Origin of the sequence: Sphingomonas sp. SORGH_AS_0870, from assembly GCF_031453175.1 — a bacterium.
Classification (GTDB): domain Bacteria; phylum Pseudomonadota; class Alphaproteobacteria; order Sphingomonadales; family Sphingomonadaceae; genus Sphingomonas.
The window spans coordinates 3927746-3943103 of sequence record NZ_JAVIYW010000002.1 but is presented as its reverse complement, the minus strand read 5'-3'; the positions used below and the strand labels follow the sequence as shown (position 1 = coordinate 3943103).

Sequence of the window (15358 nt, the reverse complement as noted above, 5' to 3'; positions counted from 1 at the left end):
CGCCGGGCCGCAGCCCGAAGATCAAGCGGAAGCGAGCCGGACTGCCGTCTCGCGATAGTCGTGCAGGGGCCGGCCGAGCATGTTAGCCAGGCGCTCGCGGTCGCTGGTCTCCGGGATCATCCCGTCGCTGACGTAGCGCTCGGCCATCAGCCGCATCTCATAGGCCATCCAGCGCGGCATGAACGTCGCCATATTCTGTTCGAAGCCGCTGGGATCGTCGCCGCCATAGGCGATGGGGCGGCCGAGGACGTCGGACCATATCGCTGCCACGTCCTCGCCGGTCAGCGTCTCGGGACCGACCACGTTGATCGTCTCGATCGGCAGTTTGTCGGGTGCGCGGTCACGCCGGATCAGCTCGATTGCCGCGACCTCGGCGATGTCGCGCGCATCGACCATGGCCACGCCCTTGCCGCCGATCGGCATCGGATAGACACCGTGCTGAAGGATCACGTCCTTCACCATCGCTTCGTTGTCGATGAAGTAGGCCGGACGCAGGATGGTGGCACCGAAGTTCATCGCCTCGAGCATCCGCTCGGCACCCGATTTCACCGCAAAGTGGGGTACGTTGACGGCGCGGTCAGCCTCAAACACCGACAGATAGACGACGCGATCGACACCGGCCTCTCGCGCGACGTTGAGCGTGACGATCGCCTGGGTAAATTCGTCGCCGGTCACCGCATTGAGCAGAAACAGCGTCCTTACGCCGACAAAGGCCGCGCGCAGGGAGTCGATATCGAGCAGATCGCCCTTGGCAACATCGACGCCGGCTGGAAACGCCGCTTTGGCAGGATCACGAGTGAGGACGCGGACAGAGGCGTCGCGAGTGACGAGCTGTTCGACGACATGGCGGCCGACGCGTCCGGTGGCGCCGATTACGAGGATGGTCATGAGGCTTCTCCTTGGGTCTTGCTGACCCGAGCAAGATGCATGATCCATGGTACCGCAACTAGACGCGCAATCTGGACGCGCCGTCTCATGGGTGGAACGATATGGACCTGCTCGCGCTCGCCGATTTCACGCTCGTCGCCCGCCATGGCGGCTTTGGCAAAGCCGCGCGCGCCGCGCGCAGGCCCAAGGCGACGCTGTCGCGCCGCGTGTCGGAGCTGGAGGCCGCGCTCGACCTGCGTCTGTTCGAGCGCGGCCAGCGCGACCTCAAGCTGACCGAGGAGGGCCGGGCGCTGGCCGAAAGGGCTGGCGCTCTGCTCTCCGAGCTTGAGGAGACGACGATCGAGATCGCATCTGGCAGCGCGATGGTCCGTGGAAGCCTCAGGATCAGCGCGCCGCTTCTCTTCTCTCAGACCGCGATGGGGCGGCTGGCGGCCGGGTTCGCGCAGCGCCATCCCGATGTTCGGCTAGAGGTCACGACCGACGATCGCGCGGTCGACATGATCGAGGAAGGCTATGATCTGGTCATCCGCGTGAACCCGACAACGGACGATGCGCTAGTGGGCCGGCCCTTCCTCCACGACCGACTGGTCGTCATTGCCGCACCTGACCTATCACCGCTGGCAGGCGGCATCTTTCCTGCCGTGGTGCGCGACCGCGACGTCGAAAATAGCTGGACGATCGACACCGCCGATGGGCAACGCGCGATCGCGATCGATCCGGTGCTCCGATTGTCCTCGCTAGTGATGATCCGGGATGCGGTGCGTCTTGGTGCCGGTGTGGCGCGCTTGCCCCTCTCGCTGGTCAGCGGGGACATCGCAAGAGGGCGGCTGATCGCGTGGGGTGATGTCCCGGCCTCACGCGTCGCGCTATGGGCGCTCTATCCCTCGCGACGCCTACTGAACGCCAGGGTATCGGCGTTCTTGGAGTATCTGCGGCAGTCCTTTCCGAACGGGACGGTCGAGGAACTCGCCGCCTATCTGGAGGATCGGTGCTGACCGTCAGCGGCTCGAAGAGACCTTTGCGCTATATAAAGGAACAACATCTTTCCGGCAGCACCTGCCTTGCCGCGAATGGCAGAATGTAGGTCAACGTTCCGACAAGGCCCGCGATTTGTCGTATGCAATCACTGCCTCCGCCATCGCCTGCTCTTGATCCAGGGCCCACAAACAGAGCGCTTCAAAGGGTTCGCGAAGCGAGTGGCCTAGTGACGTAATCGTGTAGACGACGCCGATCGGGGTAGTCGGGATCACGGTGCGCGTGATCAGTCCATGGCGCTCTAGACGCTTCAGTGCATCGGCGAGCGACTTGTGGGTGATGCCGTCGAGCCGTCGCTTGATCTCGTTGAAGCGTGCTGGTTGAGGGCACAGCACTGTCAGGATCATGATCGTCCACTTGTCGGCGATCTTGTCCAGCACTGGGCGGATACGAGGCACGTCTATCATCGCCTTGTACGACAGGGCCTGCAGGTCGGTATCGCTCGCCATATCTACGCTACTCCAAGTGCGTTCTTGATAGCAGATATGCTTCGTATATCTGGTTTGCCATCTCGAATGATAGGGCTGAAGATGGCAAGAATGGCAGGCAAGGTCGCGCTGGTAGTCGGTGGGGCGAAAGGAATTGGTCTCGCGACCGCGCGCGGCCTTGCGAAGGAAGGGGCCACGGTCATTCTGACCGGACGTCGGTCGCACGAGGTTGCCGCCGCGGCTGAGAGTATCGGTCCATCGGCGCACGGCGTAGAAGCCGACGCGGCGTCCCAGGGCGATCTTGAGCAAGTCGTGGCCGAGGCCAAGCGTCTGCATGGTCGCATTGACGCGCTGGTGCTTAACGCCGGACTGTCAGAGCCGGCAACGATTGTTGAGGAAACTGGCGAGCATTTCGACCGGCACTTCGCCGTCAACGTGCGCGGCGCGCTGTTTGGGATCCAGGCGGCGCTGCCCCTGCTTAGCGACGGAGCATCAGTGGTGCTGGTCGGCTCGATCGCCGACGTGATGGGCGTGACGCCGTTCAGTACTTACGGAGCGACCAAGGCGGCACTGCGCTCCTACGCGCGAAGCTGGGCGGCCGAGCTGGCGCCGCGACGCATCCGCGTCAATGTCGTCGCGCCGGGACCGACCGATACGGACATGATGGCTGCGGTATCCGAGGAGATGCGGCAGATGCTCATCGCGCCGATTCCACTGGGTCGAATGGCACGTGCCGACGAGGTTGCGGCAGCTGCCGTCTTCATGCTTAGCGACGAAGCCAGCTTTATCACCGGCGCAGAACTCTGCGTCGATGGAGGTATGCGACAAGTGTAGGCAGATGAACGGGCGGCACCTGACACGTGGATCGGATAGATCGCGCGATCAGCGTCACCCGTCTCCAACGCCGCGAGATCGGCCGATCCGTGCGAAAATACAGTCGGGAGCACGTCTCGCTCTCCTGAACGAATGACCGAAGTTGGAACGTAGGAATGGGGGCGCGAACGACCGGTTTTGGGTCAGGCTGGTCTTGAAGCAGGATCATCCTTTGCCGGAACTGCGCCATTAAGCGGGCTTGTCCTCTGCGAAGGTTGAACGGCTGCGCTTGTCCCCGAGAGCATCCCATTGAGAGAACCTCCAGCGATGCCGAGCTCCGCCATCAATCCATCGATCAGCGGACCGCCCACCCGGTATCGCATCGCTGCGGAGACTGCCGCATCTGCTAGATTGACTTGGCCGCCGCTGCTCCCCGGCTCGCTGACCGGCGCCTCGCCGTGAAGGCCGCGAGCATCAACGATGCTGATCCGATCGATGTTCTCCATGGGTTTGCTGGCAGCGGCAATGATCGCGGGCAGGGCTTCCAGCATAGCCTTGCGGATCAGGAGAGCGGTCTGGGCATCGCTGAGGATGTTCGTGGCTTCGTTCAGCGACGCCTGGCCGGCCGCATCGACCTTGAAGGCAGCCTCACGCCCCTCTGCGCGCGCCTTTTCGGCATCGGCTTCGGCTACCGCCTCAGTGCGAAGCGCACTCGCGCGAGCTTCCGCAGCCTCTTTCTCGGCTGTGGCGGCGACGGTGATCTGCACGGCCTCTTCCTGCGCGCGCTGGGTCGCGGCAATCACCGCGACGTTCTTGTTGCGATTGGCGATTTCCGTCGCCTTGGCAGTCGCGACACTTTCCTCGGCGCGCACCGCCAGCGCGCGCGCCTCGTTGGCGGCGGCCGTTGCGGTGGACTCTTCCTCGGACTTCTGCGCGGTCTGCACCGCCGTCGTGATGCGCGCGATCTCGATGGTACGGTCGCGCTCGATCGTGGCCGTCTGGATCGCGCCATCGCGTGCGATCGTGGCCGTCTTGATGACCTTGTCGGCCTCGGTCTGCGCCACGGTCTGTGCCTGGGTGGCCGTGATCCGCGCAATCTCGGCGAGGCGGGTCTGCTCCGCCTCGGCGGTCGCGATCGCGGTGGCCTGTTCGGCGCGGCGCGCGGAAAGCGTCTGTTCCTGAAGCAGCCGCGCCTGTTCGGCAGCTTGGGCGATCTCCAGCGACTGGTTGTTGGCCTCCAAGTTTCGCTGCTCGATCGCCACCCGGTTGGTCGCGACGATATCGTTGCGGGTCTTCTTGCGCTCCTCGATAGTCCGGGTCAGGACCGTCAAACCTTCGGCGTCGAAGGCGTTGTTTTCGTTGAAATGCTCGAAGGCAGTCTGGTCGAAATGCGTGATTGACACCGACTCTAGGTGAAATCCGTTCATGTCCAGATCAGTGAGCAGTGCCTCCTGCACCTTCTGGATGAAGTCCGCGCGATTGGCGTGAAGATGTTCCATCGTCATCGTCGCGGCTACCGACCGTAACGCTGAGACCAGCTTGCCATCGAGCAGCGACTTGACCGCATCAGGATTGTTCACTGAATCGCCAAGGGTCTGTGCTGCAGCTGCGATCGACTCTGCGTCGGGCTTGACCTTAATATGGAACAGGCCGACGACATCGACCCGCAGCTTATCGAGCGTAATCAGTGCGTCCTTGTTGAGTCGCGACACCTCCAGCTTCACCGTCGTAAGGCGGACCTGCATCAGTTCATGGAGAACGGGGATGACCATGATGCCGCCGTTCAGTACCACCTTCTCGCCTCCGAAACCGGTTCGGATCAGCGCGACATCCTTGGTCGCACGACGGTAAAGGCGGGTCAGGATGATGCCGATGATAACGAAGGCAAGCAGGACGATGCCAGCGTAGATCAGAACGTTTAGTAGCGAGGTAGGCATGTGTTCCCCCTGTTGGTCGTCACATGTATCAGATCGATTGAAGAAGAGAATCATCTTCTGCCAGGGCGAAAAACAGCCGCCCCTCGCGTCGAACCAACAACGCACGCTCACCCGCCCGGATGACGGTCGTATCGTCATGCGGCTCGACCATGATGATATGTGCCTGTCCGTGGTGGTCGACAACTTTGGCCCGGGCGGGTGCACCGCGCCGCGCTGTGCCCTCAAGGATTGTGCCACGCCGTCTCAATAGATCGTCAGTCGAGATCACACTGCTTTCATAGCCCGGCATGATCCGGGCAAGGCCATGCGCAGCCCCGACGTTTAGGAGGCCACCGCCAATCAATGCACCCACACAAGCCAGCGGCCATGTCAGCGGTGCACCAAAGAAAGTGGACACGCTCTGCTGAATGGCAACCCCGGCCAGGGTAAAGCACCCGAGTAGCGAGGTCAGCCAGATCAGGATTGGCAACTCGCCGCTCAGTCCCAGCCAGTCCAGCACACCGTGATGTCCATCGACACTGACGTCAGCACTCAGGTCGAGATGGCCAAGCCCCAGACCGACAGCCTCGATTAGGCCGATACCGATCATGACGAAGAACGCTATTGCGAACGGTAGATAGGCCGGCGTCAGAAAGTTGGCTAGCATCGGTGCAGACTATCATGGTGGCGCACCGACGCCACCCTGCTACGTGGCTTTCTTATCCAGCCGCTAATCGCCATCCGAGCCATCTGTGAAGTCGCCAACTGGCTCCGCTGCCTACCCTATTTGGGTGAACGAATGGCAGAAGCTGAGAATATCAAATCGGCCTGTGAACGACCGGAAGCGGGTCTGCATCGCGGCAGCTCCCGACCAGCTCAAGACATTCAGTGTCGGTGATGCGAACGTCGGCTTTCGCTGAAACCGGCCATTCGGGTAGCGCAAATTGGCCGGTCGGCTTTGCGCCCCGTTGTCGCCATTTCGACACTAAGGCGGCGGTCCTGAAAGCGGTCGTTCGTTCAGCAAGGCGGAACCGTCTGAGGCTAGTGGCTAGGTGCTCTGCCTGGTGGCGCTGCCCTGCCGACAATGAATCTGATCTGGTGTTGGCGCTCGGTCCGCGACTCTGCTTGAGGCGATGAAGGGGTCCGCATATCTTCCGTTTATGAAATGGAAGCCTCGCAACCTTCGTGAACTTGCCCGCATGATTGTCGGAGACGCTGAGCATTTTCCGTACCGATCAAGCAAATACATCACTGAATTCTTCGAGGACTGTGAGCTGGAATTCGTACACGCTAGCGAGACGCGCCCGGTGTGGGCAGCCGAGCGGATCGAAGAAGTGTTGGCAATGCCGCATCCCACACCATCAGTGATGCCCAACGCCTTTCTCCGTATCATCCGCCGCCTGCTCGACACAGGCGAAGCTGAGGGCGATGACGCCGACCGCGCTAAGGCGTTAGCTGCGCTTAATATCGTGCTGGCACGCGAAGGCTGGGCTGCGTTCTATGATGAAAATGGCCGTGCTGAGCTGCTGCCGGTTTCGTGGACACCGAGATAAGGTGTTTTTGGGACCGGAGGGTGACCTGCCCGCGCTGCCGCCACGTCCGCGTCCTCGATGCCGTGCCGCTCTGGTGGCACTTTCAGCGGCGCGGCTGGGACGATATGCTGTCCTCCGCCCGGCAGCGGCTGCATTGTGCCGCCTGCGTGAGTCGCGACGGTTGCAGGCTGCGCCCGCACCTCGCGGTCGGCCGCGATCCGCCGACCGGCGAACAACTCCCCTATCCGGATACTGCGACTTGGAAGAGGCTTGTGTCGCGCTACCGCTCCTGATCGAACGAAGGAATGTGCAATCTTTACAGACTCAAATCAGACGTCCGCGACTATTTCGAGACCCTCACCGCCACCGGGGACCCCGCCGATATCCTGTCGATCGAGAAGGACTATGCCGCACCGGGAAAGCCCGGCTACGTTGTCCGACAGGAAGACGGCAAACGGGTCCTTAGCACGATGAAGTGGGGCTTTCCGACCCGCAGACCCCGCAAGCGCCCGGCCCGGGAGGGCGAAATGCCCTTCCTCTATGACTGGTGGACCAATGCCCGGAATATGCAGAGCAATATATGGAAGCCATGGCTGCTGAAAGCCGAGCACCGCTGCCTCGTGCCCTTCACCCGCTTCGCCGAACCCAAGGCCGCCACCGACCGACAGGGGCCGGGCGACACCAACTGGTGGTTCACTGTCGAGGACAAGGCCATGCCGTGCTTCGGCGGGCTGCGGAAGGTCGATCAGGAGCATGACCGCGTCTATGCCTTCTGCACGACCGAACCCAATCCGCTCGTCGCGCCCAAACACCCCAAGGCGATGCCGGTGATCCTGCTCGCGGAGGATCATGAGCGGTGGCTGACCGCCCCTGCCGATCAGGTGATGGATCTGCTTGCGCCATACCCATCGCAACTCATGCGGGCGGAATGATCGCCTCTGGACATTATCGATTCCAACCTCGGCCGGGCGCTGTGCTGCCCGGGAGGCTGCTCTGACAGACGCACCTTCACTTACTGGGGTTGATGGGTCCATCATCGGCTCTCACCGCACAGCCTATGCGACGTTCCGCGACGACCTTATTCGAATTGCCACATCCGTATTTCACGTCTTTCTCCGCCGGCACACAAAAATGAATCCAAACGGGATCGAGATATCTGTCAGAGGACGTCTTTTGCTCAGAATTAATTGGTTTGTCGGGCGGTGGGCATGTCGGCACATGCAATACATTCGGTGGCTCTTCACTCTGGAGCACTGTTCTTGTGATATAAATAACATGTAGGGTGCAGAGGGCATTCAATGTACCCTGTATGATTTCCGATTTGTTTACCTGACGTAAATGCCTTTCGTGCGACGAGATATTCGTAGCGAAGCGAATCAATGTCGGGGGCGACGAAATTGGACTTTCAAAATCTGGTCGCCGACCGGCTATTTAGGGGACGGCGCATGGACCCTCGGCACTTGGTCCGTGGTAGTCGGCAACCCCTGCAGAATCACCCAAGGAAAGCGCTGGCGCGACGGGTTGGCGCGTGCATTCTGGCACTCCTCAGCTTTTTGCTCGGCGTACCTGCTTATGCGATGAGCGCGGCGTGTACGCAGCTTACGGCAGACTTCAATGGCGGTATCACGAGGAACGCTGGCGACCCGAATGTCTATCAACCCGACTATACCGGCTTCGGAGCCAACGAAGAAATCTTTTACACTGTTAGATCGACGGGAACTGCTGCGTTCGAGAAAAATGCCAACCCCGCCAATAATGGTTCGTCAGTGGCCGGGATTGCAACGAACAACACATCGGTCTTCGAGCTGCGCCCCTATGGTGGCAGCGAGATCAATGCGAGCGGCACCGTAACGCTCAATCCTTCTGAAACCTATTATTTCTACGTTCAAGGCTCGGTCAATCCAGGGGCGACCGGCTCGGTCACGATGACCGCGGGTTGCCGGGTAGCTTCCGCTGCCCAGGCACCGGTGGCGGGAGCCGTCACTTCGACCGTCGTCGCCAACAGCACCGGCAACGTCGTCACGCTGAATGTGTCGGGGGGCACCGCAACGTCGGTTGCCGTCGCTTCGGCACCGAGCCATGGCACCGCTACCGCCTCGGGCACATCGATCAGCTACTCGCCCGTCGCAGGCTATTCGGGCAGCGACAGCTTCACCTACACCGCGACCAACGCGTCGGGCACCAGTTCGGCCGCGACCGTCACCGTCACGGTGACCGCGCCGACGCTCGTCCTCTCGCCCGCCACGGGCAGCACTCTGCCAGGCGGTACCGTCGGCACAGCCTATAGCCAAACGCTCACTGCATCCGGCGGCGCCGCTCCCTATAGCTACACCGCCACCGGCCTCCCGGCGGGTCTCTCGATCGCGTCGTCCGGTGCGATCAGCGGCACGCCGACTGCGGCGGGCAGCTATACTCTCTCCATCACAACGACCGATGCCCATGGTGCCACCGGCAGCGCGACCTATACGATCGTGGTCGCGCAGCAGGCACCGGTCGCTGGCGCGGTCAGCACGACTGTTGCCGCAAACAGCAACGCCAATGCTGTCACGCTCAATCTGTCGGGCGGCACCGCGACCTCGGTGGCTGTCGCAACCCAAGCCAGCCATGGCAACGCCAATGCTTCGGGGACGTCTATTACCTACACGCCGACCGCTGGCTATTCGGGGAGCGACAGTTTTACCTACACTGCTACCAATGCCTCCGGCATCAGTTCGGCCGCGACCGTCACCGTCACGGTCACCGCGCCAACGCTGACGCTGGCGCCAGTGAGCCTGCCCGGGGCAACAGCAGGCAGCGTCTACAGCCAGACGATCACGACTACGGGAGGCACCGCGCCGTACGGATATGCTGTTACGGCTGGGGGGCTGCCGGCTGGTCTTACTCTGGCAAGCAATGGAACGCTGTCGGGTACGCCAACGAGCGCCGGTACCTTCAACTTCATCGTAACCGCCACCGACACGCAGAACTTCACCGCCACGCGTGCCTATGCGCTTACCGTTGCCGCCCAGGCACCGGTGGCTGGCGCGGTCAGCATGACCGTCGCCGCGAACAGCCCTGCCAATGCTGTGACGCTCAATCTCTCAGGTGGTACCGCGACCTCAATCGCGATCGGCACGCCACCCAACCATGGCGTCCTCGCTGGTTCGGGCACCGCGATTACCTACACGCCTGCCGCGAACTATTCGGGAAGCGACAGTTTCACCTACACCGCGACCAACGCCAGTGGCACGAGTGCGCCCGCAACGGTTACCATCACCGTCACCGCACCGAGTCTGACGCTGAGCCCGACAACGCTACCGGGCGCGACGGCAGGGACCGCGTATAGCCAAGTGCTCGCCACCACGGGCGGTGCCGCACCGTACAGCTATTCCGTCACCGCTGGCGCGCTGCCCGCCGGAGTCTCCCTGTCGTCGAGCGGTACCCTGTCAGGCACGCCAACTGCAGCGGGCACGTTCAACGTTACCGTCACTGCGACCGACGCGCAGAACTTCGCGGCTACTCGTGCCTTTACCCTCACCGTCGCCGTCCAGGCACCGGTGGCCGGCGCGGTCAGCACGACCGTCGCCGCCAACAGCACCGCCAATGCGGTGACGCTCGCCCTGTCGGGTGGCACTGCGACCTCGGTCGCGGTCGCCACCGCGCCGGCACATGGCACCGCCACCGTGTCGGGCACCGGCATCGTCTACACGCCGACCGCTGGCTATTCGGGCAGCGACAGCTTCACCTACACCGCGACCAACGCGTCGGGCACCAGCGCGCCTGCGACCGTCACCATTACCGTGACCGCACCGACGCTGGCCGTTGCGCCGGCCTCGGGTCCGCTGCCGGCGGCGACCGTCGGCACCGCCTATGCGGCAACGCTGACTGGCACCGGCGGCACCGCGCCCTACGGCTACAGCGCCACGGGTCTGCCCGCCGGCGTCACGCTGGCCGCCAACGGCACGCTCTCGGGCACGCCGACCACTGCCGGCAGCTACACCGTCATCGTCGCGATCACCGACGCCCATGGCGCCACCGGCACCGCGACCTATACGCTGGAGGTTAGCGTCCAGGCACCGGTGGCCGGCGCGGCCAGCACGACCGTCGCCGCCAACAGCACCGCCAATGCGGTGACGCTCGCCCTGTCGGGTGGCACTGCGACCTCGGTCGCGGTCGCCACCGCGCCGGCACATGGCACCGCCACCGTGTCGGGCACCGGCATCGTCTACACGCCGACCGCTGGCTATTCGGGCAGCGACAGCTTCACCTACACCGCGACCAACGCGTCGGGCACCAGCGCGCCTGCGACCGTCACCATTACCGTGACCGCACCGACGCTGGCCGTTGCGCCGGCCTCGGGTCCGCTGCCGGCGGCGACCGTCGGCACCGCCTATGCGGCAACGCTGACTGGCACCGGCGGCACCGCGCCCTACGGCTACAGCGCCACGGGTCTGCCCGCCGGCGTCACGCTGGCCGCCAACGGCACGCTCTCGGGCACGCCGACCACTGCCGGCAGCTACACCGTCATCGTCGCGATCACCGACGCCCATGGCGCCACCGGCACCGCGACCTATACGCTGGAGGTTAGCGTCCAGGCACCGGTGGCCGGCGCGGCCAGCACGACCGTCGCCGCCAACAGCACCGCCAATGCGGTGACGCTCGCCCTGTCGGGTGGCACTGCGACCTCGGTCGCGGTCGCCACCGCGCCGGCACATGGCACCGCCACCGTGTCGGGCACCGGCATCGTCTACACGCCGACCGCTGGCTATTCGGGCAGCGACAGCTTCACCTACACCGCGACCAACGCGTCGGGCACCAGCGCGCCTGCGACCGTCACCATTACCGTGACCGCACCGACGCTGGCCGTTGCGCCGGCCTCGGGTCCGCTGCCGGCGGCGACCGTCGGCACCGCCTATGCGGCAACGCTGACTGGCACCGGCGGCACCGCGCCCTACGGCTACAGCGCCACGGGTCTGCCCGCCGGCGTCACGCTGGCCGCCAACGGCACGCTCTCGGGCACGCCGACCACTGCCGGCAGCTACACCGTCATCGTCGCGATCACCGACGCCCATGGCGCCACCGGCACCGCGACCTATACGCTGGAGGTTAGCGTCCAGGCACCGGTGGCCGGCGCGGCCAGCACGACCGTCGCCGCCAACAGCACCGCCAATGCGGTGACGCTCGCCCTGTCGGGTGGCACTGCGACCTCGGTCGCGGTCGCCACCGCGCCGGCACATGGCACCGCCACCGTGTCGGGCACCGGCATCGTCTACACGCCGACCGCTGGCTATTCGGGCAGCGACAGCTTCACCTACACCGCGACCAACGCGTCGGGCACCAGCGCGCCTGCGACCGTCACCATTACCGTGACCGCACCGACGCTGGCCGTTGCGCCGGCCTCGGGTCCGCTGCCGGCGGCGACCGTCGGCACCGCCTATGCGGCAACGCTGACTGGCACCGGCGGCACCGCGCCCTACGGCTACAGCGCCACGGGTCTGCCCGCCGGCGTCACGCTGGCCGCCAACGGCACGCTCTCGGGCACGCCGACCACTGCCGGCAGCTACACCGTCATCGTCGCGATCACCGACGCCCATGGCGCCACCGGCACCGCGACCTATACGCTGGAGGTTAGCGTCCAGGCACCGGTGGCCGGCGCGGCCAGCACGACCGTCGCCGCCAACAGCACCGCCAATGCGGTGACGCTCGCCCTGTCGGGTGGCACTGCGACCTCGGTCGCGGTCGCCACCGCGCCGGCACATGGCACCGCCACCGTGTCGGGCACCGGCATCGTCTACACGCCGACCGCTGGCTATTCGGGCAGCGACAGCTTCACCTACACCGCGACCAACGCGTCGGGCACCAGCGCGCCTGCGACCGTCACCATTACCGTGACCGCACCGACGCTGGCCGTTGCGCCGGCCTCGGGTCCGCTGCCGGCGGCGACCGTCGGCACCGCCTATGCGGCAACGCTGACTGGCACCGGCGGCACCGCGCCCTACGGCTACAGCGCCACGGGTCTGCCCGCCGGCGTCACGCTGGCCGCCAACGGCACGCTCTCGGGCACGCCGACCACTGCCGGCAGCTACACCGTCATCGTCGCGATCACCGACGCCCATGGCGCCACCGGCACCGCGACCTATACGCTGGAGGTTAGCGTCCAGGCACCGGTGGCCGGCGCGGCCAGCACGACCGTCGCCGCCAACAGCACCGCCAATGCGGTGACGCTCGCCCTGTCGGGTGGCACTGCGACCTCGGTCGCGGTCGCCACCGCGCCGGCACATGGCACCGCCACCGTGTCGGGCACCGGCATCGTCTACACGCCGACCGCTGGCTATTCGGGCAGCGACAGCTTCACCTACACCGCGACCAACGCGTCGGGCACCAGCGCGCCTGCGACCGTCACCATTACCGTGACCGCACCGACGCTGGCCGTTGCGCCGGCCTCGGGTCCGCTGCCGGCGGCGACCGTCGGCACCGCCTATGCGGCAACGCTGACTGGCACCGGCGGCACCGCGCCCTACGGCTACAGCGCCACGGGTCTGCCCGCCGGCGTCACGCTGGCCGCCAACGGCACGCTCTCGGGCACGCCGACCACTGCCGGCAGCTACACCGTCATCGTCGCGATCACCGACGATAACAAAGCGACGGGGACTGCGACCTACACACTTGCTGTCAATTCGCCGCCACCGCCGGTCGCGGCCGATCCCGTCGCGACCTCGGTTGCGGCTAATACCAGTACCGAGGCCGGGAAGAGCGTCAGCCTCAACCTGTCCAGCCTGGTGACCGGCCAGTTCGACGACATCCGAATCGTCACCCAGCCAGCTCATGGCACGGTCAGGATCTCGCGGACGCTGGCCATGCGTGGCTTTGGCGGCTCTCCGCTAATGGCAGCGGCCCTGGCGTCGTCGTCGCTCTCCGTGCCAAGCCAGGTCATCGCGGTCTATACGCCGGAAGCGGGGTATCACGGCACCGACACCTTCCAATATATCGCGGTCGGACCGGGCGGCACCTCGGCACCGGCAACGGCCACCATCCAAGTGGTCGGCACTGCCCCCGGTGCCCAGCCGATCACCGCCGCGACGATCGACGGCCAGCCCGTGTCGATTGACCTGACCGCTGCGGCCAGCGGCGGACCGTTCACTGCCGCAACGGTCACCAGCGTATCGCCTGCCGATCAGGCGACCGCCACGATCGTTGCCGGGGGAACTGCCGATGCCCGGACCTTCCGTCTGCAGATGACGCCGAAGGCGCGTTTCAGCGGGACGATCACGGTCGGCTATACCCTTGCCAACGCCTTTGGTACCTCGACACCCGCCATCGTGACGGTAACCGTCACCGCGCGTCCGAACCCGGCTCAGGACGCAAACGTCCGGGCGATGAGCGATGCACAGGCAGAAGCGGCACGTCGCTTCTCTCGGACGCAGGTCGGTAACTTCATGAACCATGCCGAGACGCTGCACGGGGCCGATTGCGCCCGGTCGACGAACAACCTGCGCCTGGGTTCGACCGACCTGGCGTATCAACGGCACATGCCGGGGCAGCCGATCGAAGGTAGCGCACCGGATGGCAATCGACGGACTTCGCGTACCACCGAAGCGGCGGCACGGGACGAAGCACCGGTCGAAGCGCCGACCGGGTGCGGCGGCAAGGTCGGCGTCTGGGCGGGTGGTACCATCGACATCGGTACGCGCGATGCGATCACCGGCCGTTCGAAGGTAAGTGCCACGACCTCGGGCGTCAGTGCCGGTGTCGACCTGCACGTCGCCAAGGGTGTGACCCTTGGTGTCGGCGGGGGACTTGGTCACGACCGCAGCACGATCGCGGGCGGGGCCGGTCAGGTGAACAGCGACAGCCAGGTGCTGGCCGTCTATGGCAGCGTGGCCCCGGTCCAGGGACTGTTCGTCGACGGCATGCTCGCACGCGGTTGGCTGGACTATTCGCTGCGTCGCCTCGATGCGGGAGCCGGAGCGCTGGCCACCGCCGACCGGACTGGGACGTTCACCACCGGCGCCTTGTCGTCGGGGATCGATCGTACCACCGGCGAACTGCGCTGGTCGCTCTATGGCCGTGCAGAGTATCTGAACGGACGTCTTGGCCGCTACGTCGAAGAAGGCGCGGGGATCTACAATCTGCGTTTCGACGATCGCGACCTGCGATCGGTAACCGGTGCGCTCGGTGTGCGCCTCGCGTGGCAGCGACCGCTACCGTTCGGGGTGTTGACCGGGCGACTGCGGACCGAATGGCTGCACGAGTTCACCAGTGGCACTCGCCAAGGGCTGGACTATGCCGATGCTGCTGGACCATCCTATTACAGCCTGCTCGCGTCCGGGTGGTCGCGTGAACAATTCATGTTCGCACCCGGCATTGGCCTGACGCTGTCGTCGGGTTGGGACGTTGGGCTGGATGTAGGCGTCCGGATTGCCGATGGCGAGAAAGCCGCGACGACCGGTGTGCAGGTCCGTAAGAAGTTCTGAGCCTTCTAGGTCGGTTGAGTGTCCGGGCAGAACCAAGCTTCCCAAGGGCGCTAGGTGTCTCACTTTTGTGTCAAAATCAGAGCATGGAGGTATTATGTCGCGAGTATCGGGCCAACCTGCTGGAGATGACGAGGGCGACTACCCGGTTGCTCAGGGAAATGATCGTGTCGGTGCGGTGTACCTGGTCAATGACTGGGGCGTCGACTTGGCGCAGGTTACGATACGACACCGTAGAAGTAACGACGGCTCGAAACAGGAGCAGTATACATTCCACAATGTGGAGCCAGATAGCA

9 protein-coding genes are annotated in these 15358 nt (G+C 64.7%); 5 read left to right on the top strand and 4 right to left on the bottom strand.

All coding sequences use genetic code 11. The features are described 5' to 3' along the window. Positions 1–21: 21 nt before the first annotated feature. Entirely contained in the window at positions 22–936 is a 915-nt protein-coding gene (locus QE363_RS18305) for an NmrA family NAD(P)-binding protein (RefSeq protein ID WP_309697591.1), read from the bottom strand. A 53-nt stretch (positions 937–989) separates the two neighbouring features. Between QE363_RS18305 and QE363_RS18300 the strand changes: the two genes are divergently transcribed. Then, positions 990–1883 carry a LysR substrate-binding domain-containing protein gene (locus QE363_RS18300; protein ID WP_309697590.1) on the top strand — a complete coding sequence of 298 codons (894 nt, stop codon included), beginning with the start codon at positions 990–992 and terminating at the stop codon, positions 1881–1883. 90 nt (positions 1884–1973) lie between these two features. Here QE363_RS18300 and QE363_RS18295 read toward each other — a convergent pair whose 3' ends face one another. Then, positions 1974–2372 (bottom strand): helix-turn-helix domain-containing protein, encoded by a 399-nt coding sequence (locus tag QE363_RS18295; protein ID WP_309697588.1) that lies wholly within the window; start codon positions 2370–2372, stop codon positions 1974–1976. A 90-nt stretch (positions 2373–2462) separates the two neighbouring features. On the opposite strand from QE363_RS18295, the gene QE363_RS18290 reads away from it, so the two are divergent. Beyond that, complete coding sequence (locus QE363_RS18290; protein WP_309697586.1) at positions 2463–3185, top strand: SDR family oxidoreductase; 723 nt, start codon at positions 2463–2465, stop codon at positions 3183–3185. A 182-nt stretch (positions 3186–3367) separates the two neighbouring features. Here QE363_RS18290 and QE363_RS18285 read toward each other — a convergent pair whose 3' ends face one another. Together QE363_RS18285 and QE363_RS18280 are read right to left on the bottom strand one after the other, a co-directional pair. Continuing rightward, a complete protein-coding gene (locus tag QE363_RS18285; RefSeq protein WP_309697583.1) occupies positions 3368–5101 on the bottom strand; it encodes a flotillin domain-containing protein in 1734 nt (577 codons plus the stop codon). A gap of 28 nt (positions 5102–5129) precedes the next feature. Further along, positions 5130–5747: an OB-fold-containig protein gene (locus QE363_RS18280; RefSeq protein WP_309697580.1), complete on the bottom strand. Its 618-nt coding sequence runs from the start codon at positions 5745–5747 to the stop codon at positions 5130–5132. Positions 5748–6240: 493 nt separating this feature from the next. On the opposite strand from QE363_RS18280, the gene QE363_RS18275 reads away from it, so the two are divergent. From QE363_RS18275 to QE363_RS18265, 3 genes are all read left to right on the top strand, one after another. Beyond that, positions 6241–6633 (top strand): hypothetical protein, encoded by a 393-nt coding sequence (locus QE363_RS18275; RefSeq protein ID WP_309697578.1) that lies wholly within the window; start codon positions 6241–6243, stop codon positions 6631–6633. A 284-nt stretch (positions 6634–6917) separates the two neighbouring features. Then, positions 6918–7544, top strand: coding sequence for an SOS response-associated peptidase family protein (locus tag QE363_RS18270; RefSeq protein ID WP_309697577.1), 627 nt, complete (start codon positions 6918–6920; stop codon positions 7542–7544). A gap of 834 nt (positions 7545–8378) precedes the next feature. After that, entirely contained in the window at positions 8379–15065 is a 6687-nt protein-coding gene (locus tag QE363_RS18265) for an Ig-like domain-containing protein (RefSeq protein WP_309697575.1), read from the top strand. Positions 15066–15358: the final 293 nt, after the last annotated feature.